General features: G+C 58.5%; 20 protein-coding genes. 5 read left to right on the top strand and 15 right to left on the bottom strand.

Going from position 1 to position 20,430, the window contains the following annotated elements; translation table 11 throughout:
* Positions 1–64: 64 nt before the first annotated feature.
* Positions 65–724: an imm11 family protein gene (locus G560_RS0109690; RefSeq protein ID WP_022704118.1), complete on the top strand. Its 660-nt coding sequence runs from the start codon at positions 65–67 to the stop codon at positions 722–724.
* A 51-nt stretch (positions 725–775) separates the two neighbouring features.
* Here G560_RS0109690 and G560_RS0109685 read toward each other — a convergent pair whose 3' ends face one another.
* Together G560_RS0109685 and yghU are read right to left on the bottom strand one after the other, a co-directional pair.
* Positions 776–1,222, bottom strand: coding sequence for a rhodanese-like domain-containing protein (locus tag G560_RS0109685; RefSeq protein ID WP_022704117.1), 447 nt, complete (start codon positions 1,220–1,222; stop codon positions 776–778).
* 239 nt (positions 1,223–1,461) lie between these two features.
* The gene (gene yghU, locus G560_RS0109680; protein ID WP_028913938.1) at positions 1,462–2,322 is read right to left on the bottom strand and encodes a glutathione-dependent disulfide-bond oxidoreductase; all 861 of its coding nucleotides are present in this window, start codon (positions 2,320–2,322) and stop codon (positions 1,462–1,464) included.
* Positions 2,323–2,478: 156 nt separating this feature from the next.
* Here yghU and G560_RS20995 point away from each other — a divergent pair, with 156 nt between their 5' ends.
* The 4 genes from G560_RS20995 to G560_RS0109660 are packed head-to-tail and all read left to right on the top strand — an operon-like array spanning position 2,479 to position 5,095.
* Positions 2,479–2,637, top strand: a complete 159-nt coding sequence (locus G560_RS20995; protein ID WP_022704115.1) for a hypothetical protein — start codon at positions 2,479–2,481, stop codon at positions 2,635–2,637.
* Positions 2,634–3,278: a DUF1638 domain-containing protein gene (locus G560_RS0109670; RefSeq protein ID WP_022704114.1), complete on the top strand. Its 645-nt coding sequence runs from the start codon at positions 2,634–2,636 to the stop codon at positions 3,276–3,278. Before G560_RS20995 ends, G560_RS0109670 begins: the two co-directional genes overlap by 4 nt.
* Before the next feature lie 54 nt (positions 3,279–3,332).
* Positions 3,333–4,706 carry an FAD-binding oxidoreductase gene (locus G560_RS0109665; RefSeq protein WP_022704113.1) on the top strand — a complete coding sequence of 458 codons (1,374 nt, stop codon included), beginning with the start codon at positions 3,333–3,335 and terminating at the stop codon, positions 4,704–4,706.
* Positions 4,703–5,095 (top strand): SgcJ/EcaC family oxidoreductase, encoded by a 393-nt coding sequence (locus G560_RS0109660; RefSeq protein ID WP_022704112.1) that lies wholly within the window; start codon positions 4,703–4,705, stop codon positions 5,093–5,095. Before G560_RS0109665 ends, G560_RS0109660 begins: the two co-directional genes overlap by 4 nt.
* Positions 5,096–5,200: 105 nt before the next feature.
* Here the strand turns inward: G560_RS0109660 and recN are convergent, their stop codons facing one another.
* The 13 genes from recN to G560_RS0109595 form a co-directional block, all read right to left on the bottom strand.
* Complete coding sequence (recN, locus tag G560_RS0109655; protein ID WP_022704111.1) at positions 5,201–6,844, bottom strand: DNA repair protein RecN; 1,644 nt, start codon at positions 6,842–6,844, stop codon at positions 5,201–5,203.
* Between the two features lie 36 nt (positions 6,845–6,880).
* On the bottom strand, positions 6,881–7,723 hold the full coding sequence (locus G560_RS0109650) for an outer membrane protein assembly factor BamD (protein WP_022704110.1): 843 nt from the start codon (positions 7,721–7,723) through the stop codon (positions 6,881–6,883).
* A gap of 112 nt (positions 7,724–7,835) precedes the next feature.
* Positions 7,836–8,756, bottom strand: coding sequence for a UDP-3-O-acyl-N-acetylglucosamine deacetylase (gene lpxC / locus G560_RS0109645; RefSeq protein ID WP_022704109.1), 921 nt, complete (start codon positions 8,754–8,756; stop codon positions 7,836–7,838).
* A 274-nt stretch (positions 8,757–9,030) separates the two neighbouring features.
* The gene (ftsZ, locus tag G560_RS0109640) at positions 9,031–10,683 is read right to left on the bottom strand and encodes a cell division protein FtsZ (protein WP_028913937.1); all 1,653 of its coding nucleotides are present in this window, start codon (positions 10,681–10,683) and stop codon (positions 9,031–9,033) included.
* A 183-nt stretch (positions 10,684–10,866) separates the two neighbouring features.
* Positions 10,867–12,201, bottom strand: a complete 1,335-nt coding sequence (ftsA, locus tag G560_RS0109635; protein WP_022704107.1) for a cell division protein FtsA — start codon at positions 12,199–12,201, stop codon at positions 10,867–10,869.
* On the bottom strand, positions 12,198–13,109 hold the full coding sequence (locus tag G560_RS0109630) for a cell division protein FtsQ/DivIB (protein ID WP_028913936.1): 912 nt from the start codon (positions 13,107–13,109) through the stop codon (positions 12,198–12,200). The genes ftsA and G560_RS0109630 overlap by 4 nt, the downstream gene beginning before the upstream one ends.
* Positions 13,097–14,020: a D-alanine--D-alanine ligase gene (locus tag G560_RS0109625; protein WP_022704105.1), complete on the bottom strand. Its 924-nt coding sequence runs from the start codon at positions 14,018–14,020 to the stop codon at positions 13,097–13,099. The genes G560_RS0109630 and G560_RS0109625 overlap by 13 nt, the downstream gene beginning before the upstream one ends.
* Positions 14,021–14,052: 32 nt before the next feature.
* Positions 14,053–14,988 (bottom strand): UDP-N-acetylmuramate dehydrogenase, encoded by a 936-nt coding sequence (gene murB / locus G560_RS0109620; RefSeq protein WP_028913934.1) that lies wholly within the window; start codon positions 14,986–14,988, stop codon positions 14,053–14,055.
* Positions 14,989–15,132: 144 nt separating this feature from the next.
* Positions 15,133–15,750, bottom strand: coding sequence for a hypothetical protein (locus G560_RS0109615; RefSeq protein WP_162140857.1), 618 nt, complete (start codon positions 15,748–15,750; stop codon positions 15,133–15,135).
* Positions 15,751–16,422: 672 nt separating this feature from the next.
* Entirely contained in the window at positions 16,423–16,680 is a 258-nt protein-coding gene (locus tag G560_RS0109610; RefSeq protein WP_022704102.1) for a DUF2484 family protein, read from the bottom strand.
* The gene (gene murC, locus G560_RS0109605) at positions 16,677–18,104 is read right to left on the bottom strand and encodes a UDP-N-acetylmuramate--L-alanine ligase (RefSeq protein ID WP_022704101.1); all 1,428 of its coding nucleotides are present in this window, start codon (positions 18,102–18,104) and stop codon (positions 16,677–16,679) included. The genes G560_RS0109610 and murC overlap by 4 nt, the downstream gene beginning before the upstream one ends.
* Positions 18,101–19,195 carry a UDP-N-acetylglucosamine--N-acetylmuramyl-(pentapeptide) pyrophosphoryl-undecaprenol N-acetylglucosamine transferase gene (locus G560_RS0109600; protein WP_022704100.1) on the bottom strand — a complete coding sequence of 365 codons (1,095 nt, stop codon included), beginning with the start codon at positions 19,193–19,195 and terminating at the stop codon, positions 18,101–18,103. The genes murC and G560_RS0109600 overlap by 4 nt, the downstream gene beginning before the upstream one ends.
* Positions 19,195–20,361: a peptidoglycan glycosyltransferase FtsW gene (locus tag G560_RS0109595; RefSeq protein WP_022704099.1), complete on the bottom strand. Its 1,167-nt coding sequence runs from the start codon at positions 20,359–20,361 to the stop codon at positions 19,195–19,197. Before G560_RS0109595 ends, G560_RS0109600 begins: the two co-directional genes overlap by 1 nt.
* Between the last annotated feature and the right edge of the window lie 69 nt (positions 20,362–20,430).

Below are 20,430 nucleotides of genomic sequence, written 5' to 3'. Positions count from 1 at the left end.
CCCGGTGGAAACGCCGGGGCTTTGGCATGTAAAACGGATGTGAAAAAGCAATTGGGTGCGACGCATGGCCTATGGGTTTGATAAATCTGCATCGTTCGGAAGGTTCTTTCCAGATGGCGAGTTTCATGGCTTTCAAGATTATCTGAACGAGCGTTTTCAAGAGATGTTGGCCAAAGGCCAGACTGAGCAAAAGTTTTTCAATGAGTTTCGTTGGGCTCTCGTTGATGCCATGCATAGCGGCACAGATTTCATGGCACAGGACCTGTTGCCGAGGCTTTATACCCTTGCAAAGCCCTACAAGTCGCTTGGGGATCTCATCAATCTTAGCGCGGGTATTGCCGTCTCGTCGCGGCTTCGCGACCTGATTGTGAAATTGGAACCGGGGCGGCACCAGATATGGCCCGTTGAGATTGTCCTGCCGTCAGTGGAGGCCTATCCGGTCGATTATTTCATGCTTCGTGTGCTGTCTCAGCTGGACGCTTTCGATAAAGCTAACAGCGATCAGGGTTGTTGGAAAAAGTCAGTGCGGATTTTGAAAATCGCCCCCCCCCAAGGAAGATCACGCGCATGGAATCGCCTTGTCGCGCGGCGTTATCGCGGACCACCATATCTGGCGTGGGTTTGTCTCGGCAGAGTCGGGCATTGCGGGATTCGTTTTTTATGTTTCCGACACATTGAAAGCCGCGATCGACGCCGCTGGCCTCAAAATGCCACCGTTTTATAAGTTGAAAGAGGTGTAGCCCGTAGGTCGGGGTTCACCCCGACTCCCGCCCCCTCAACAGCTTATACAACCCTGCGTGCGCGTCGGTTTCACGGGCCGATAGCCCTGCCCCAAAACGCGGTTCATCCCGCCTTGCACATCCACAATCGCGCCCTTGAACAAAGGTGCCAACTGCCGCGCCGCGCGTGATGTGCGGTTGCCAGACCGACAGATCAGCCCGATCCGCTGCCCCGGCTTCAGCTTTGGCCCCACCACCTGCAAAAACGCCTCGGGCGTGCTATAGGTGACCAGCAGCGCGCCATCCACCACGCCACTTTGCTTCCATTCCTCAGGCGTGCGAATATCGACCAACAGCAAGCTGTCATCGGCGGCCAGCGCATCACCCGAAAGCGGCTCCAGCGTCACATTCTGCGCCTGCGCGCCGCCGCCAAAATTGGCCACCCCAAGGATCACCGCCCCCGCAATCGCAACCGCCGCCACTGCATAAACCCAAATCGTCATTGCATTGGCCCCCTATTGCGCGCGGGGTCCATCGGGCAAAGCAATCGCAAACAGGTCATCGCAGACATCCTTTTGAAACGGGCACGTCTATTTATATTCCAAAAAAAGAATATGTAAATCGCCAATCAACAACCTGCCCGTGTCCGCATTAAAATTCGGTTAACAAAAAAGTCTTTATACAAATATATCAATGTTTTAAAGAAATGTCCGCGCGCGGTCATTCCACGCGCGGACCGCGTTTACCCGCCGATTTTATCTTGAGTCTGGGTCTCAAAATCACCGGCATCATGGCGCTCATGAAGCTGCAATTCAGGCTCTCCAAAGGCCCGATTCACCATCCGGCCTCTTTGAACAGCAGGCCGCGCATCAATCGCCTCGGCCCATTTCACGACGTTTTTATAAGACGCCACATCCAGAAATTCCGCCGCATTATAAAGCCGCCCCAAAACCAGCTGCCCATACCACGCCCAAATCGCCATATCCGCGATAGAATAGCTATCGCCCGCGATAAATTCATGGGTTGCAAGCTGGCGGTCCAAAACATCCAGCTGCCGTTTCGCCTCCATCGAAAAGCGATCAATCGGGTATTGGAATTTTTCGGGCGCATAGGCATAGAAATGACCGAATCCGCCGCCCAAATACGGCGCTGACCCCATTTGCCAAAACAGCCAGTTCAGGCATTCGGCCCGCCCCGCCGGATCGGTTGGGATAAAGGCGCCGAATTTCTCGGCCAAATGCAGCAAAATCGATCCGGACTCGAACACCCGAAGCGGCGTATCACCCGAATGATCCATCAAGGCTGGAATCTTGGAATTGGGGTTCACCTCAACAAACCCCGACCCGAATTGATCGCCGTCCCCGATCTTGATCAGCCAGGCATCATATTCCGCACCCGTATGACCCGCCGCCAGCAATTCCTCCAGCATCACCGTCACCTTCACCCCGTTCGGCGTGGCCAGCGAATACAACTGAAAAGGATGCTTGCCCACCGGCAGCGCCCACTCTTTGGTAGCCCCCGCGATGGGCCGGTTTATGCTGGCAAATTGCCCGCCATTCTGCGCGTCCCAAGTCCAAACTTTCGGCGGGGTATAGTCGGCCATATCGGCATCTCCTGTGTCAATTCCCCCAATCTTAAACACCAGATTGCCCAAAGGGGCCAGACCGGATGACGCTTTCCCCGATCAACCCGCCGTGTTCACCTCTTGGCTTTTCAACCGCCCCACCCTACCCTTGGATGACAAACATCGGAGTCCCGCATGCCCGCCCGCGTCATTATCTCGCTAATCCTCATCGTGATCACCGCAGCGGGATTGACCATCGCCGCCGCACAGATCTTTGGCCTGCCGATGGCTGTTCTTGGGCTTGTCTTTGCTGGGGCTGCGCTTGGCCTGCGCCTTTGGATGGGCCGAAAATGACCGCTGCCCCTGATGACGCAACTTTGACCGAAGCGGGCCTGAACGCGACCGGACTAGGCCGTGTTTTACTGATTGCTTGTGGGGCATTGGCCCACGAGATCCTTGCCCTGAAAACGCTGAACGGCTGGGACCACCTTGACCTGCAATGCCTGCCTGCAAACCTGCATTTGTGGCCCGACCGCATCCCCGCCGCTGTCGAGAAGTCAGTTTTGGAGCATCGCAAGGATTATGGCCAGATTTTTGTTGTCTATGCCGATTGCGGTACCGGCGGCCAATTGTTGGATATGTGCAAGAAACTTGGGGTAGAGATGGTTGCAGGGCCCCACTGCTATTCGTTTTTTGAAGGTAACGATGTTTTCGTCCAAAAAACCGAAACCGAATTTACCGCCTTTTACCTGACCGATTTTCTTGTCCGCCAGTTCGATGCTTTTGTCTGGAAACCCATGGGCCTTGATCGGCATCCCGAACTGCGCGACATGTATTTCGGCAATTACACCAAGCTGGTTTATCAGGCCCAAACCAATGACCCCGCGCTGGACAAAAAGGCCGAGGATTGCGCGCGCAGGCTCGGCCTTGCCTATGAGCGCCGCTTTACCGGCTACGGCGATTTGGCGCCCGCTTTGGCCGCGTTAAAACCATAGCTTTCCCTACCAAGGCCCATGTAATAGCGTGGCACAAACCACGCAGGAGACTACATGAATCTTGACGCCGCCCTTACCGAACTCGCCCACAGGCTAGGACCGCGCTTTACTCGCGCTCCTGCGTCACTGGCCCAATACAGCCAGTCGGAAACCCATATCAGCGGGGGGCAACCCGATGCTGTAGTGGTCCCGCAGACCAGCGACGAGGTGGCAATGATTGCACGGCTCTGCGCCAAGAATGGCGTGCCAATGGTCGGTTGGGGGGCAGGCACGTCGCTGGAAGGGCACGCGCTGGCCTTGAAAGGTGGGGTGACAATTGACTTTACCCAGATGAATCAACTGCTCTCTGTTTACCCCGAGGATATGCTGTGCGTGGTGCAGCCCGGCATCACCCGCGAAGCGTTGAATGACGCGTTGCGCGCCACGGGCCTGTTCTTTCCTGTCGACCCCGGCGCGAATGCAACACTGGGTGGCATGGCCGCCACACGCGCCAGCGGCACGACGGCAGTGCGCTATGGCACGATGCGCGACAACGTTTTGGGGCTAGAAGTGGTGCTTGCGGATGGGCGTACCATTCGCACCGGAACCTCTGCGCCAAAGTCTTCGGCGGGCTATGACCTGACGGCGCTGTTTGTCGGGTCCGAGGGCACCTTGGGCCTGATGACCGAACTGACCCTGCGCCTGCACGGCCAGCCCGAGGCCGTTTCTGCCGCCGTTTGCGCCTTTCCAACCATCACAGACGCCGTAGATTGCGTGATTGCGACAATTCAAAGTGGCATTCCGATGGCACGGATTGAATTTCTGGATGCCACGGCGGTTGAGGCCTGCAACGCCTATGCCGGCACCTCGCTGACTGTAGAACCGCAGTTGATGGTCGAATTCCACGGCTCGCCCGCAGGGGTTCAGGAACAAACCGAGCGCTTTGGCGAGATTGCAGCCGAAATGGGCAGCAGCGGTTTTACCTTTGCCAAAGCGACCGAAGACCGCGCCAAGCTATGGCGCATGCGTCACAACGCCTATCCCGCCATTCTGGCGCTACGGCCCGGTGCCACAGCCCTTGTGACCGATGTCTGCGTACCGATTTCACGGCTGGCCGAAGCCGTCGAAGGCACGCGCGCCGATATTGAAGCAAGCCCGATCATGGGGCCAATTCTGGGCCATGTCGGGGACGGAAATTTCCATGCTATCCTGTTGGTAGACCGAAATAATCCAGCTGAAATGGCGATCGCGCAGCGGTTGTCTTCGCAGATGATCGAACGCGCGCTGCATTTGGGTGGAACAATCACGGGTGAACACGGCATCGGCGTTGGCAAGCTGGGCTATATGGCAGCGGAACATGGCGCAGCTTGGGATGTGATGGGGCAAATCAAACGAGCGTTGGACCCTGCAAACCTGATGAATCCCGGCAAGATGGTGCGACAAAAATGATACCCGCAAAAGCCGAAGAATTTCCCCGCGCCTTTGCCCTGAACTGGGGTGCGCGTGATGCGGCGGGCCTTGCCGCTTTGCTGACCGAAGACGCAGATGTGCTAAGCCTGACCAGCGGTTGGGCCTCGGGGCGCAGCGCGATAGAGACGCTGTTTGCGGATGAGCTGGCAGGGGCGTTCAGCCAATCGCGCCTTGTGACCGGAAAGACCAATTTGCGCCCTTTAGGGCCGGGGGCGGCGGTGCTGCACCAGCGCTTTGTCTTGTCCGGCATTGTGGATGAATCGGGGCGCGATGTTGGCCGTATTGGCGCGATGTTGATCGCCGTTCTGGTCGCAAAAGCGGGCGGCTGGCGGGCAATTTCCCTGCAATTTGCGGTGGTTGAGAGTTAAAGAGTTTCGCTTTAACTTGAAATACGCGACATCACCTAACGCGCTGAAACCTCAGATGTCAGACAGCGATAGGTGTTTCAAGTTCAAGGCGAAATGCTCTAGGCGTCAGTTGCCCAGCAGCGCCCGTGCGGCATCCCTTGCCGCCGGTGTAATTGTATCACCCGCCAACATGCGCGCGATTTCCTCAATCCGGTGGTCGGGGGAAAGAGGAGTTACGGTAGAGGTCGTCATCCCCTTGGTCACTTTCTTTTCCACTCGCCAATGATGCGCGCCAAGGGCGGCCACTTGCGGTGAATGGGTCACGACCAGCACCTGTGCGGTTGTGGCAAGGGCGGCCAAACGGCGGCCCACGGCATCGGCAGTTGCCCCGCCGACACCACGGTCAATTTCATCAAAAATCATCGTTAGGCCAGGGGTGTTGCCCGTCAAACAGACCTTGAGCGCCAGCAAAAAGCGTGACAACTCGCCACCTGACGCAATTTTGTTCAAAGGGCCGGCAGGCGCGCCGGGGTTGGTGGCAACGGTAAAGGCCACCTCGTCGCCGCCATCGGGACCAGCATCGGCAGGGCTTATCGCGGTGGAAAAGACCGCGCGTTCCATTTTCAATGGGGCCAGTTCGGCGGCCATTGCCGTATCCAAACGCTTGGCCGCAGCCTTGCGCGTGGCAGTTAAAGCCATGGCGTGACGGTGGTACGCGTTGGTGGCATCTGCCAAGGCCTGATCCAATGCGGCAAGGTTACCCGTGCCATTGTCAATCACCGCAAGCCGCGCGCGCAAATCATCGGCAAAGCCGCCCAGATCATCGGCCAAAACACTGTGTTTGCGGGCCAAGGCGCGGATCGCAAACAGGCGTTCCTCTAGCTGTTCCAGCTCGAGCGGGTTAAAATCCAAAGCAGACAGGCAATCTTCGACACCCGATTGCGCCTCGTCCAGTTCGACCAACACACGGCCCAAAGCAGCAATCGCCCCTTCCAGACGCCCGTCTGCGCGGCCAGCCGCCCCTTCCAACCAGCGCAGGGCATCGACCAGCGCGGCCTCGGCACCTTGGTCGGACAGCGCTGCATGGGCGCGCACGATATCGGCACGAATTTTCTCGGCCCCCTGCATGGCGCGGCGGCGGGCATCAAGGGTGGCCTCTTCGCCAGGTTCGGGGTTCAGCTTGTCTAACTCGGTCACCGCGTGGCGCAGGAATTCTTCCTCCACACGAGCGGCGGCCAGTACCTCCTCGGCCTTTGCTTTGGCGCGGCGGGCGGCGGACAGGGCCGTCCAAGCGGCACGAACGGGGGCAAGGTCTACAGCGGCAAAGGCGTCCAGGATCTGGCGATGGCCGCGTGGGTTCAACAGCCCACGGTCATCATGTTGGCCGTGCAATTCGACCAAAGTATCGGACAAAGCGCGCAGCACCTCACCACTGGCACGGCGGTCGTTGACCCAAGCGGTCTTGCGGCCATCGGCGGTGTTGATGCGGCGCAAGATCAGCTCATCCTCAGCGGCGATCCCTGCTTCGACCAGCACGGCATGGGCAGCGTGATTGGGGGCAAGGTCGAACACCGCCGTCACCTCGCCCTGATCGGCCCCTGCCCGCACCAACTCGGCCCGCCCGCGCCAGCCCAGCACAAACCCCAATGCATCCAGCAAAATGGATTTCCCTGCACCGGTTTCACCGGTCAGCACATTCAGACCCGGTTGGAACGCAAGATCCAGCCGGTCAATAATCAGAAGATCGCGGATTTCCAGCGAACGCAGCATCAAACGCCCCCGACGGGGTGCAAAGCCAAGCGCACCTTACAACCACTTGCCCTGAATTACCTGAGAATAAACCTTGCTCAACCAGCTTTGACCCGCCGCTTCCATCGACAGGCCGCGCCCTGTTAGCAGGCGGTGACTGTCATCATAGAAGGGGCTGGACTGATAGTTGTGGCCCAGAATGGCACCAGCGGTCTGCGCCTCATCCGTCAGGCCAAGCGCAAGATACGCCTCGACCAAGCGGTGCAGCGCCTCGGCTGTGTGGGTGGTTGTCTGGAAGTCCTGCACCACGACGCGGAACCGGTTGATCGCAGCGGTATACTGACCCTTTTTCAGGTAGTAACGCCCGATTTCCATTTCCTTGGCAGCCAGATGGTCAAACGCCAATTCAAACTTCAACATGGCCGAGCGCGCATAATCGCTATCAGGATACTTCTCAATAACCTCGCGCATGCCTTGCAACGCTTGGAAGGTCAGGCCCTGATCGCGGCCAACCTCATCAATCTGGTCGTAATAGGACAAAGCGAGGATAAACTGCGCATAGGCCGCGTCATCTTCGGCGGGATACAGATCAAGGTAGCGCTGCGCCGAGGCGCGGGCATCCTCATATTCCTGCGCCTTATGTTGGCTGAACGCCTGCATAATCAACGACCGCTTGGCCCACTCGGAATAGGGGTACAGCCGCTCGACTTCCGAAAAATAACGAATCGCTTTTTCAGGCTTGCTACCTGTTTCCAGCTCCAGCTCGCCCTGTTTATAGATTTGCTCTGCGGTCAGATTTTCCAACGAAACCTGTTCCTGGCCACGGTCACCACAACCTGCAAGGCCCGCAACGATCAGGGCCGCCCCAAGAAACCGCGCGCATGACTTAACGCCTGCCATCTTCCGCCTACCCCATATTCTTGCGAGAACCGACCTTAGCAGGCCAAGTTTGATCTTTCCTAGCACAGAAAAATCCGGTGCGCAAAACGCCTTTCACCCTTTTTGGCGCTGCTTAGCAATGAACTGGGATATCTGAACGCAAAACACCCACTCCTGGCAGCTTTCGACCTGTCGGCGCGCCACATTCTACGATTTCCCAAGCATCGGGGCGGGCAAAAAGAGCACGCAACAGGCGGTTGGTCATCGCATGCCCGGCGCGGTGGCCAACATAGCGGCCAAGAATCGGTCCGCCTGCTAGTGCAAGATCACCCAAAGCATCCAACATCTTGTGGCGCACGGGTTCATCCGCATGGCGCAAGCCGCCTGGCGACAAGACTTGATCGCCTTCGAATACCACCGCGTTTTCTAGATTCCCCCCCAAAGCCAAACCGTTCGCGCGCATCGCATCGACATCGGCCTGCCGGCAGAAGGTGCGGCTATCGCACAGCTCGCGTACAAACGCACCGTTGGACATGTTCAACGACTTTTCCTGATGGCCGATGGCGGCATCCGCAAAGTCGATGGAAAAATCGATTTCCAGCATTTCGGATGGTTCCAACCGCGCAACGGCTTCGCCTTCGACCACCTCAATGGTCTGCAAAACACGAATCGCACGGACCGGCACGCTTTGGGGCCGGAACCCTTTTGCCAGCAATCCCGCGACAAAGGGGCGCGCAGACCCGTCAAGGATTGGCACTTCGGGGCCATCTATCTCGATCAGAGCATTGTGAATACCACAGCCAGCAAGGGCTGCCATGATATGTTCGATTGTCGACACACGGGCCCCTGACGCATTCTCAACCAAGGTGCACAGCCGCGACGGAACGACCTTATCCCAACGTGCCGCTATCATCGTGTCACCTGCGTCCCAATCAGTGCGGCGAAACCAGATGCCATAGTCAGCCGAGGCAGGCTTAACAACCATACGAACCGCCTTGCCGCTGTGCAGCCCGGTCCCGACAAAAACCACATCGGATTTAAGTGTATGTTGCACGTTGGAACCTTCCGGTCGTTTCTACTTTTTTCGGTATCGTAACTTTTACGGCTGCGCAGAAAAAGCGTTAGGCAGGCAGCGCAAGGCACAAGCCAGACTTTTGCTGAATTTTAAGTAATCAATGGGCGCTCCGGTAACAACTCACTCTTTGTGACCTTGTGTTACAAAACGACTGGGGCGTTACAGAATGCCGCCTACTGACGATCAACGCATTGATAAATCAATAAAAAAAGACCCGCAATCGCGGGCCTTTTCAGGTTCAAATTTGAACAGATTAATTGGCTTGACGGCGCAGGAAGGCAGGGATTTCGATCCGCTCTTGATCTGCATTCATCTCGGGCTCGTCATCATAGCTGGTGACGGGTGGTTGCTGGCGTGCCATTTGCGGCTGTGCCGTAGGCCGTTCAGCATGCCCTTCACCATGGCCAGCCATACGGTTGATCAGCGACCCGATGCCAAAACGCGGGCGCGATGCCTCGGCGGCGGGCTGTGGACGTGCCGCTTGCTGCGGGGCTGCCTGGGCAATCGCGGGGCGCTGCGCAGGCGACTTTGACACAGCCGCTTGCAAACGGGCCAAAGCCTCGGGTGATGGGGTGCCAGTTGCACGCGGACGTGGCGCCATGAATTCCGACGCATCCGCATCCAAGGGCGTGGTCATTGCACGCGGCTGCGGTGCAGGCTGCGGGCGGTACGCAGGCGGCGGCAAATCGTCTGCAGATGCTTCTTCTTGATGGTCGTAATAGGCCGCTGGTTGCTGCGGCTGGCGGTCGAACAGGCTTGGCGCCTCTTCTTGCACCGGCCGTGGCGCAGGTACCGCTTGGGTGAGTGTCGCCGAAGAGACCTTCAACGCTGGACGCGGTGTTTCGGCAACAGGTTCGGGGGTTGGAGCTACAAACGAAGGGCTTGTCAACGGAACCGCCATCGATCGGCGCACAACAGGGGTTTCACGCTGCGTGACATTTGCATCAATCCCAGTCGCGACAACAGAGACGCGCAAGCGGCCCTCCATCGTGGTATCCAAGGTGGACCCAACGATGATATTTGCATCGGGGTCAACCTTTTCGCGGATAATATTGGCAGCTTCGTCCAATTCAAACAGCGTCAGGTCATAGCCACCGGTGATATTGATCAACACACCCTTGGCACCATGCAGGCTGATTTCGTCCAACAGCGGGTTGGCAATGGCCTTTTCAGCGGCCTGAACGGCACGATCTTCGCCTTCCGCCTCTCCGGTGCCCATCATCGCCTTGCCCATTTCGTCCATCACGGCGCGAACATCGGCAAAGTCGAGGTTGATGAGGCCGGGGCGAACCATTAGGTCGGTCACGCCTTTAACACCTTGGTACAGCACATCATCAGCCATAGCGAAAGCCTCGGTGAACGTGGTGCGTTCATTCGCCAAACGGAACAGGTTCTGGTTTGGAATGATGATCAGCGTGTCGACAACTTTCTGAAGCGCTTCAATGCCCTCTTCGGCTTGCTTCATGCGCTTGTTGCCTTCGAACTGGAACGGCTTGGTGACAACACCAACCGTCAAAACACCCAGTTCGCGCGCGGCTTGCGCGATGATTGGCGCAGCACCTGTACCAGTGCCGCCGCCCATACCAGCGGTGATAAAGCACATGTGCGCGCCCGCCAAATGGTCAACAATTTCTTCGATGGTTTCTTCGGCAGCAGCGGCACCCACGGACGGGCGCGCACCAGCTCCCAAGCCTTCGGTCACTTTCAGGCCCATCTGGATTGTGGCGCTTGCACGGCTTTGCTGAAGCGCCTGCGCATCGGTATTGGCCACAACAAACTCGACACCTTCAAGCTGCTGATCAATCATGTTGTTGACAGCGTTGCCCCCTGCCCCGCCGACACCAAAAACGGTGATCCGCGGCTTCAATTCCTCGCGTTGCGAAGTCATCATCAGATTAAGTGCCATTGCCTGTCCGCCTGCCTTATGAGTGTGCCCCGCGCCTTAAGTTGGCGCTTTCAATACCGCTATCTCACAAATCTTATCCACAACCAAGCCAAAGGTCACGAAAAAAACGCGCTAAGCCCACAAAATATGGGCGAAAACATGCCAGTTTCCACGTCATTTCGACCTATAGAGCGAATATTGTGGTTACCAGTTGTCTTTGAACCATTTCAAAGCGCGTTTCAGCGAACGCGAAGGGTAACGCTCGGTCGGGATATCGAAATCCCACCATTCATCTTGCGGGTTTGCGGCGAACAAGCACAAGCCCACAGCCGAGGAAAACGCGGGCCCTGTCGCGGCTTGCGGCAAGCCCTGAACACGCAAGGGGCGGCCCAAACGGACCCGTTGCCCCAAAATACGCGCGGCCAAACCGTCAAGGCCCGGAATTTGGCTTGCCCCACCCGTCAGCACGATTTGCTGGCTGGGCAGATGGTCGAAACCTGCGGCATCCAGACGGGCGCGGGCCTCTTCCAAAATCTCTTCGACACGCGGGCGCATGATGCCGATAACCTCCGTCCGGCTGACTTGGCGGCGGTCTTTTTCCCAGTCACCACTGTCGCCGCCAATCTCGATCATCTCGCGGTCGTCCATGCCGGTTGCATGCACACCCCCAAATTTGGTTTTGATCCGTTCCGCCGTGGTCAAAGGCACTTGCAGGCCCTTGGAAATGTCAGATGTCACATGATCGCCACCCATGCGCACACTATCGGCGTAAATCATGTGCTTTTTCATGAAGACAGAGATCCCAGTCGATCCGCCGCCCATATCAATGCAGGCGGCACCCAGTTCCTGCTCATCCTCAACCAAGGACGACACACCCGAGACATAGGCGGATGATGCAAGGCCAGCCAGTTCCAGATCGCAGCGTTTCAGGCAATAAATCAGGTTCTGAACCACGCTCGCATCAACAGTCATCATGTGCAGATCACAAGACAAACGGTTGCCGATTTGCCCACGTGGGTCGCCCAAACCAGACCGATGATCCAGCGCAAAGTTCACGGGCTGGGCATGCAATACCTCACGCCCTTCGCCGATATCGGGCACATCGCAGGCGGCCAAAACGCGGGCCACGTCCTGCTCGCTGACCACGCTGTCTTGCAATTCCCATTCGCCTGCAAGGCCATAGCTGCGCGGCTCTGCCCCCGAAAAACAGGCGATCACATGGTCAACACGGATGCCGGCCATTTTCTGCGCCGATTGCACGGCGGTGCGAATGGCGCGTTCGGTTTCATTCATCACGGCAATTTCGCCGAACCGAACCCCGCGCGACCGCGTTGTCGCGGCCCCGATCACCCGAAACGAGGATTGCCCCGCCATAGACCCCACGCCATCCATTTCCCGCGCGCCATCGGCATTTTCCAACCGCAAAATCAGACAACCAACCTTGCTGGACCCGATATCCAAAATCGCGACGACCCCGCGCTGCATAGCGGCACGGCGAATATTCCGCATCGCACGCTGGGTTTGATAGAGATCGGTCATAGGTCACTCTCCGCAGGGATAATACCGCGTATGCGGCGCATTTCAGCCAAGGAATAAGGCGCAAGCCGCAGCGATGGGCGGGCTTGCAAGCGAAGGTCAATCGCCACAACGTCACGTGCCAGCAGGTCTTGGGCCTGATCCAGCGCGATCAGGCGTTCCAGTGCCAAAACGGGTTGGTTTACGGGCAAAAGGATGCGTTGATTGCGGTCAAGCACGATGTCCCAACGACGTTCGCCCATACGCACAAGGCCGCGCAAGCGGGGCAGCAAAGGGCCTGCCGAAGTCAGAATTTGCTGCGCTTGATCAATGGCTTGATCTGCGCCATCGCCCGCGATCAAGGGCAAGTCGGCGCGGTCGTTGCGGTCGGTAATTTCAGCAATTCGGGTGCCGGTATCGTCAATAAGCCAAATCCCTGCTGCATCGCGCCAGACAAAGGCAGGTTCACGTTCTTGAATGGTCACTTGCAAAACGCCGCCCGACTGGATCTGCACTTTCACATCGCCCACGGCACTTAGCTGTGCGATTTTGGCGCGTGCGGCCTCTAGGTCAAGGTCAAGCGAGCTTTGCGGCAAGGGCAGCGCCAAGGTGGTGCGCACGGCTTCGGCCAGATCAGGGGATACACCATCAATCGCCAGCAGTTTAACCAGAAATTCGGGGCGGTTTTTCACCTTTTCGCGTAGGTCCGTGTAGACTGAACTCAAATTATCGCGGCGCGTATCATCTGCCAGATAAAGGCCAAACCCAAAGGTCAAAACAAAGGCAGGCAGGCCCACGCGCAAGGCCGTGCGAATATATGGAGTCAGCCAAAGCCGTTGCATCCGGTACGCAGTCCGGCTTGGTGCGGGATCGCGGCGCGGCACTGCGTTTTGGGATGGGACGGTACGGCGAGGTGCAGTCAACGGTCGCATGAGGCGTCCTCGATAATCCAGCGGCACAGGTCGGGGAAAGACATCCCAACAGCGGCGGCTTGTTCGGGTGCAAGCGAGGTTGGCGTCATCCCTGGCTGGGTATTGGTTTCAAGAATAATAAGGCCATCCAGCCCACGGGTTTCATCCCAGCGAAAGTCGGTGCGCGACAAACCACTGCAGCCAAGGGCGCGGTGAGCGCGCAGCGCAAGGTCTTGACATGCCTTGAAAATATCAACCGGAATATCGGCGGGGACCACGTGGCGCGATCCGCCCACGGAATATTTCGCCGCGTAATCATACCAGCCGTCCACGATGATATCGGTGACGGTCAAGGCGCGGTCGCCCAGTACAGCAGTTGTTAACTCTCGGCCCGGCGCATAGGTTTCGACCATCACCAAATCGGGCATATCGTCGGACAATTGCGGCGGGGAATTGGCCGCCTCATGCACGATATAGACCCCGACAGACGAGCCTTCGTTATTCGGTTTTACCACATATGGGGGTGGCAAAACATGGGCGGCGCGGACATCGGCCTTGGCTGCCAACACGCTGGCCACCACCGGAAGTCCCGCCGCACGAAACGCTGCTTTGGATTTTTCCTTGTCCATCGCAAGCGCCGAGGCCAGAACGCCGGAATGCGTATAGGGGATGCGCAGCCATTCGAGCAGACCTTGAACGCAGCCATCCTCACCCCAACGGCCATGCAATGCATTGAACACCACATCAGGTTTATGTTTGATTAATTCCGCGCAAAGGTCGGCCCCGGCATCCACCGAAACCACCTCAAATCCCGCCTCCGTCAGGGCCGCTGCGCATTCGCGCCCAGATGACAAGGACACCTCCCGCTCTGCGGAAAGCCCACCCATCACCACGACCACTTTGGAGGCTGCCCCGCTCGACATGCCAACCATATTTACTGCCTCAAGGCCTTTTGCGGCCCATATTATTGTTTTTCAGCAAGCCTTTCACCGACCCGCTTGATTTCCCACTCTAACGTGATTTTGCTGTGCTGGAAAACCCTATTTCGTACTTCTTCGCCCAATTCTTCTAAATCTGCGGCGGATGCGCCACCAATATTGATCAGAAAATTGGAATGCATCGGGCTCATTTGCGCACCACCACGGGTGGCACCGCGCATTCCCGCGTCGTCGATGACTTTCCACGCCTTCAGCTCATGGCTGTCATCTGCTGCACCCGTCGAGGAAAACCCCGCCGGATTGCGAAAGGTCGAGCCTGCGCTGCGGTCGCGCGTGGGCTGGCTGGCATCGCGTTTGGCGATTTGGTCGGTCATTTTATCGTGCAAGTCCTGCGGGTTGCCCGTGCCCGCGCGGAAGGTGGCGGACAGGATCACCGCGCCTTCGGGCAAGGTTGACTGGCGATATTGCAAATCAAGCGCGGTGGCGGGCAAGGTTTGGACCTGCCCTTGCCGCGTAACGATTTGAATTTCCAGCAAAACATCGGCGACATATTGGCCATAACAGCCCGCGTTCATCCGCACAGCGCCCCCGATGGAGCCGGGAATGGTGCGCAGGAATGTCAGATCCAACCCTGCATCGGCCGCCTTACGCGCGACATGGGCGTCAAGGGCGGCGGCACCTGCGATGACCCTATCCCCTTGAATATAAATCGAATTAAATCCACGACCAAGGCGGATGACCACGGCGCGCAAGCCCCCGTCGCGCACGATAAGGTTGGAGCCGACCCCCATCGGAAACACGTCTACATCGGCAGGCAAGGCCGCCAGAAACGCGGCCAGATCATCCACATCGGCGGGCTGGAAAAGCCAATCGGCAGGCCCCCCAACGCGCAGCCATGTCAGGTCTGCCAAGGGGCGGTTCGGGGTCAATGTGCCGCGCACGGGAGGAAGGTTTTGTGTCATATGCATGGAATAGCCAGACACTATATCTAGAGCAAGCCCCGCGTGGGGCGGACGGCGATTTTGCGCTTTTGGGGTGTATGTTTTGCGTATGCCATTTGTATGCCATCCGTACATACAGGCGTACAGCGGTTGGCTTGGCAAGACTTAGCCGCCTTGGGCCAGCTTCAGCGCATATTCAAGGATCACGCGACCCAAGCTTTGGACGGGTTGCGCTTGGGCAGCCAAACTTGCAGCACCGATACGGATCGCCCATTTGGTGCCGCTGGTCCCCAACTCCTCGGCCGCCTTTTGCAATGCGGCATCACCCAAGCCCCCGCAGTATTTCGCAAGCGCGATGCCTGCGTTCAAAAGCGCCTGCCCAATCACCTTGAGCCGTGTCGGCGATGGGTTGGTTTTCGAGAGTTCCTCTTCGGCGTCATCGAGCGTGTCAAAGATGATGGTAATCTGGCGCTGCACCTCGGGGGCGCTGTCGATCAGTTCTGGCGGCTGGTTGTGGCCGCGATGGGCGGCATCGGCAGCGGCGGTTTGGGCGAGGGTGAGCTGTTGGCGCAAGGCTTGGACTTGGGCTTTGAGATCGTGGCGTTCTTCAAGGGCCGCGATCAGGGCGGCGATATGCTCGGCCCCTTTTTCCCAATCGGCATCGGGGATCAAGGCGATGTCGCGTTCTAGGTCGGGGTTAAGGGGGTTGCCTTCGAGGGCGGCTTCGTACCAGCGGAGCCAAAACTGCCAAGTCTCTGGAGTATCTTGCCAAATTTGATGCATTTCCAAATTTGCAAGCATGAACAAGTCGGGTTGCAGAAAATGCCAAAGTGGCGCGCCACCAATTCCTCTACTCGCAGACAACAAATTGCAGTCGTGTCTAACCTCCTCCCATGAAGACTTGAGGGCGTCTGCAAGATTGGCAGCCGCGCGAGCTGCCGCTGCGGCAGATATGGAAATCTCTGGCTGTGTTACCGACAATGCCGAATTGTAAGCGGCGGCAGCGGCCAAGGACGCGCGGTCATCAACCCTGTAAAAGAATGAAGGGGTCGCATTGCGAGCAGAGTATCTCACTTGAACCGCCTGAGAAGTGCGGGCGACCGAAGTACACAAAAGCTGACGTAAGACAGGCATCGCAGTCAGATTCCGGTCAACGGCCCAGGGATCATACATTGCCCGACCCCAAACAGGAAATGCCCGCAACGCGGATCGGATTGCTATGAGCCCTATTTCCGCATGTGGCCGGGTTTCCAGCCATTTTCGGAGGGTTTCTTCGTCTTTGATATCTGATGCATTCATAGCCGCATAATTGGCGGAAATTGATGCATAGACAAGCCTTCCGTTTCGCCCGGTGGAACACCGGGCAGCGCCCGAACCGCCCCCACGGGGCGGGCGCTTCTCGCCCACCCCTCGGTTCGGGCGATGCCCTTATCTCTCTATCCTTAAAGGCCTTGCTTACTCCGCCGGATTAACCGTTTTCGCCTTTATCCAGCGCCAGAAATACACCACGGGCCAGCGCAGCACGGAGGCGCCCATCGCAAAGATGATCAGGCCAACGATGGGGCCGTTCACCCATGTAACCCAGCCCAAGATCGGGATGCCCACCGCGATCAGCACATAGGCGGCGCGCCAATGGTAATCTCGGCTGGGGAAAAAGCCGGTTACATTGGCCGCGACCAGCCAGACAAGTGCTGCGGTGAGGGCTGCAGTCATGCCGCCGCACCTTGCAATTGGTCAGGCAGATTGTTGGCCCAAGTGGAGATGGTGCCTGCGCCCAAGCAGACGACCATATCACCCGGGCGGGCCTGTTCGCGGACCAAGCGGGCCAGATCGGTTTCATCCATGATGGCGCGGGCGTGGCGGTGGCCGTGGGCGATCAGGCCTGCGACCAGATCATCGCGCGAGGCACCCGGGATCGGGTCTTCGCCTGCGCCGTAAACCTCGGCGATGGCCACGACATCTGCCTCGTTAAAGCAGGTACAAAAATCATCAAACAGCGACGACAGGCGCGAATAGCGGTGGGGTTGGTGGACGGCAATCACGCGGCCTTTGGTGGCTTGGCGTGCGGCGCGCAACACGGCGGCAATTTCAACGGGGTGGTGGCCGTAGTCATCAATGATGGTCACGCCATTCACCACGCCCACACGGGTAAAGCGGCGGTTGACGCCGCCGAACGCGGCCAATGCCTCGCGGATTTCGGATGTCTTCATGCCAAGGAAACGGCACACGGCCACGGCGGACAAGGCGTTCGACACGTTATGATCGCCCGGCATCGGCAAGGTGCAGTCTTTGATGACCACGGAGTTGCCGTCGGCATCGGGGCTTTCGCCTTGCAGGGCGATGTCGAAATGGGCGACGCCGTCCTCATATGTCAGGTTGATCGCACGGACATCGGCTTGGGTGTTAAAGCCAAAGGTGACAACGCGGCGATCGGTGATTTTACCGACCAGCGTTTGCACTTCGGGGTGGTCGGTGCAGCAGACGGCAAGGCCGTAGAACGGGATGTTCGAGACGAAATCAAGGAAGCCTTTGCGCAAAGCATCAAAGCTGCCCCAATGTTCCATATGTTCGGGGTCGATATTGGTGACAATGGCGATGGTCGCGGGAAGGCGATTAAAGGAGCCGTCGGATTCGTCGGCTTCGACCACCATCCATTCGCCAGCGCCTGCGCGCGCGTTGGAGCCGTAGGCGTGGATCACGCCGCCGTTGATGACGGTCGGGTCAAACCCGCCTTTGTCCATCAACGTAGCAACCATCGTGGTGGTCGTGGTTTTGCCATGAGTGCCTGCAATCGCAATATTGGATTTCAGGCGCATGAGTTCCGCCAGCATTTCCGCGCGGCGCACAACGGGCAGGCCACGGCGGCGGGCCTCCTCCAGTTCAGGATTGCCCTTTTTGATTGCGGTGGAAATGACCACTACAGCGGCGTCACCGATGTTTTCGGCGCGCTGGCCTTCAAAAATCTCGGCCCCCAAACCGGCAAGACGGTCGGTGATTTTAGAGGTTTTCGCGTCCGAGCCTTGCACGCGGTACCCAAGGGTTATCAGCACCTCGGCGATCCCTGACATGCCGATACCGCCGATGCCGACAAAATGGATGGGGCCCAGTTCGATTGGCAGTTTGGTTGTGGCGTTCATTGGGGGGCCCTTTCTGTCAGGCTTTCGACAAGTTCGACAAGGCGGTCAGTTGCATCGGGGCGGGCATAGGCCAGCGCACCTTGCGACATGGCAAGGGCGGCACGGGGATTTTCCAGCACCGCGGTCATTTGCGCGCACAGGCTGTCTGCGTCAAACTCGGATTCGGGGATCAGGATGGCGGCATCCGCATCGACAAGCCCCCGCGCATTGGCAGTTTGATGGTCGCCCGTGGCGGCGGCAAAGGGGATCAGGATGGACGGGCGACCAATGACCGAAATATCGGCCACCGAAGACGCGCCGGAGCGCGAGATGACCAGCTGCGCCTCGGACAGGCGGCGGGGGATATCGGCGAAAAAGGGTTGAACCTCGGCGGTGACGCCTGCACTGGCGTAAGATGCGATCACGCGGTCAAGGTCTTCGGCGCGGGCCTGATGGGCCACGCGCAGATTGGCGCGGATGGCATCGGGCAACTGGGCCACAGCGGCGGGCACCACATCGGACAGGATGCGCGCGCCTTGGGACCCGCCGATCACGACCAGCGACATCGGGTAATCACCGGGCGGGATATAGCCTGCACCGGCGCGTTCCAGCACGGCGGCGCGCACGGGGTTGCCGGTATGGGTGCCTGTGACACCGCTGGGCAGTGTCGTGGGCCAAGTGCCGCAGGCCACAGCCATCACGCGGGTGGCAAAGAGCTGGTTCACGCGGCCCAAAACGCCGTTTTGTTCATGAATCATCCGCGGCAAGCGCAGCAAGGTTGCCGCTGAAAGCGCTGGAATTGACGGGTAACCGCCAAAGCCCACGACCACGGCAGGCTTGTCGCGCAGCATGGCCCACAAGGCCCCCAGAACGCCGCCCGCAATGCGAAACGGCACCATCGCTTTGGCGGCCAGCCCGCCACGGGCAAAGGTGGCTGATGCCACCTCAACCACCTCAACTTCGCGGGGAAAGCCGCCTGCATAGCGCGCGCCACGGGCATCTGTGGAGAGTTTCACCCGCCACCCCCGCGCCACCATCGCCTCGGCCAGCGCTTGGGCGGGGAACATATGCCCGCCTGTGCCACCCGCTGCGATCAACAACAATGGTTTCATCAACGCCCCCGCCGGAACAGGATTTCACCAATTTGCCCCTGTGGGCGCGAACGGGTCAGGGCCAAAAGCATGCCCAGCGTAATGCCCGCCGCAATCACCGACGACCCGCCATAGCTGACAAACGGCAGGGTCATGCCCTTGGACGGCAGCAAGCGCACGGCGACTCCCATATTGACCATCGCCTGCACGGCAAAGATACAGGCCAAACCGGCCCCCGCCAAGCGGATGAACGGATCGCGTTCACGCATCAGCCGGAACAAGGAGCGCACCACGATCATGGCGTAAAGGGCGATGATGATCAGCACCAAAATCAGGCCATATTCTTCGGCTGCGACTGCGATGATAAAATCGGTATGCGCATCGGGCAGCGACCATTTCACTTGGCCTTCGCCTACGCCGACCCCGAAAAACCCGCCTTCTTGGATGGCGTTGGTGGCATAGCCGATTTGGGTACGCGGGTCGATTTCGGACGATAGGAAGCCGTTGATCCGGCGGGCAAAGTGTTCAGACGCATTATAGGCAAACATCGCCCCTGCCCCCACCAACCCCAGCACGGATGCAATCAAGATCATCGGCGCACCGGCGATGAAATACACCACCGACCAGCCAAAAATGATCAACGCTGCTTGGCCGAAATCGGGCTGCAAGGCCAGAAGCAAAACGATGATAAAGGTAATAAGAAAGGACAGCGATTTGCCGCGCGGGCCGTTGATATCTTGGGCTGCGGCCATCAGCCATGCGGTCAAGACGATAAACCCCGGCTTCAAGAACTCGGACGGCTGCACACTGGCAAAGCCGAAGCTGATCCAGCGCACAGCGCCTTTGCCAAAATCGGTGCCAATCACGGGCAGCAAGGCCATCGCCGCAAACGCGCCCATAAACCCAATCACACCCAAGCGCCGCACCATCGCAGGCGGCATCATTGAAATGCCCAGCATAACGGCCAAACCAAGGCTGCCAAAAAACGCCTGCCGTTTGACATAGTAAAACGCATCCAGCCCATTGCGCTGTGCAAGCGGAACCGAGGCCGCAAGCCCCAACAAAATGCCGATACCAAACAGCGCAAAGACGGCGGCCAAAGACCACCGATCAATACTGCGCCACCAACGGGGAAGAACCGGTTCCACGACCCTTTCGGGCATGGAACCATAGACCATCTCAGTCATGGGATACCGCCTGATTTGCCTGTTTACTGCCTAAACGCCCGGATGTTTCCCCGGATCATTTGCGAACCT

The sequence above is a fragment of the Pseudorhodobacter ferrugineus DSM 5888 genome, from assembly GCF_000420745.1.
GTDB classification, from domain to species: domain Bacteria; phylum Pseudomonadota; class Alphaproteobacteria; order Rhodobacterales; family Rhodobacteraceae; genus Pseudorhodobacter; species Pseudorhodobacter ferrugineus.
The sequence above is the reverse complement of the archived record's forward strand: the minus strand, read 5'-3'. Positions and strand labels throughout refer to the sequence as shown.

Excerpts from the sequence above, each read along its gene's own strand:
- ftsZ (WP_028913937.1), bottom strand. The coding sequence starts at position 10,683 with ATGGCACTTAATCTGATGATGACTTCGCAACGCGAGGAATTGAAGCCG.
- G560_RS0109625 (WP_022704105.1), bottom strand. The coding sequence starts at position 14,020 with ATGGTTGGCATGTCGAGCGGGGCAGCCTCCAAAGTGGTCGTGGTGATG.
- G560_RS0109600 (WP_022704100.1), bottom strand. The coding sequence starts at position 19,195 with ATGAAACCATTGTTGTTGATCGCAGCGGGTGGCACAGGCGGGCATATG.
- G560_RS0109650 (WP_022704110.1), bottom strand. The coding sequence starts at position 7,723 with ATGGCAGGCGTTAAGTCATGCGCGCGGTTTCTTGGGGCGGCCCTGATC.
- G560_RS0109610 (WP_022704102.1), bottom strand. The coding sequence starts at position 16,680 with ATGACTGCAGCCCTCACCGCAGCACTTGTCTGGCTGGTCGCGGCCAAT.
- ftsA (WP_022704107.1), bottom strand. The coding sequence starts at position 12,201 with ATGACCGATCTCTATCAAACCCAGCGTGCGATGCGGAATATTCGCCGT.
- recN (WP_022704111.1), bottom strand. The coding sequence starts at position 6,844 with ATGCTGCGTTCGCTGGAAATCCGCGATCTTCTGATTATTGACCGGCTG.
- G560_RS20995 (WP_022704115.1), top strand. The coding sequence starts at position 2,479 with ATGCCCGCCCGCGTCATTATCTCGCTAATCCTCATCGTGATCACCGCA.
- G560_RS0109670 (WP_022704114.1), top strand. The coding sequence starts at position 2,634 with ATGACCGCTGCCCCTGATGACGCAACTTTGACCGAAGCGGGCCTGAAC.
- G560_RS0109615 (WP_162140857.1), bottom strand. The coding sequence starts at position 15,750 with ATGCATCAAATTTGGCAAGATACTCCAGAGACTTGGCAGTTTTGGCTC.
- G560_RS0109665 (WP_022704113.1), top strand. The coding sequence starts at position 3,333 with ATGAATCTTGACGCCGCCCTTACCGAACTCGCCCACAGGCTAGGACCG.
- murB (WP_028913934.1), bottom strand. The coding sequence starts at position 14,988 with ATGACACAAAACCTTCCTCCCGTGCGCGGCACATTGACCCCGAACCGC.
- G560_RS0109630 (WP_028913936.1), bottom strand. The coding sequence starts at position 13,109 with ATGCGACCGTTGACTGCACCTCGCCGTACCGTCCCATCCCAAAACGCA.
- yghU (WP_028913938.1), bottom strand. The coding sequence starts at position 2,322 with ATGGCCGACTATACCCCGCCGAAAGTTTGGACTTGGGACGCGCAGAAT.
- G560_RS0109690 (WP_022704118.1), top strand. The coding sequence starts at position 65 with ATGGCCTATGGGTTTGATAAATCTGCATCGTTCGGAAGGTTCTTTCCA.
- murC (WP_022704101.1), bottom strand. The coding sequence starts at position 18,104 with ATGAACGCCACAACCAAACTGCCAATCGAACTGGGCCCCATCCATTTT.
- G560_RS0109595 (WP_022704099.1), bottom strand. The coding sequence starts at position 20,361 with ATGACTGAGATGGTCTATGGTTCCATGCCCGAAAGGGTCGTGGAACCG.
- G560_RS0109660 (WP_022704112.1), top strand. The coding sequence starts at position 4,703 with ATGATACCCGCAAAAGCCGAAGAATTTCCCCGCGCCTTTGCCCTGAAC.
- G560_RS0109685 (WP_022704117.1), bottom strand. The coding sequence starts at position 1,222 with ATGACGATTTGGGTTTATGCAGTGGCGGCGGTTGCGATTGCGGGGGCG.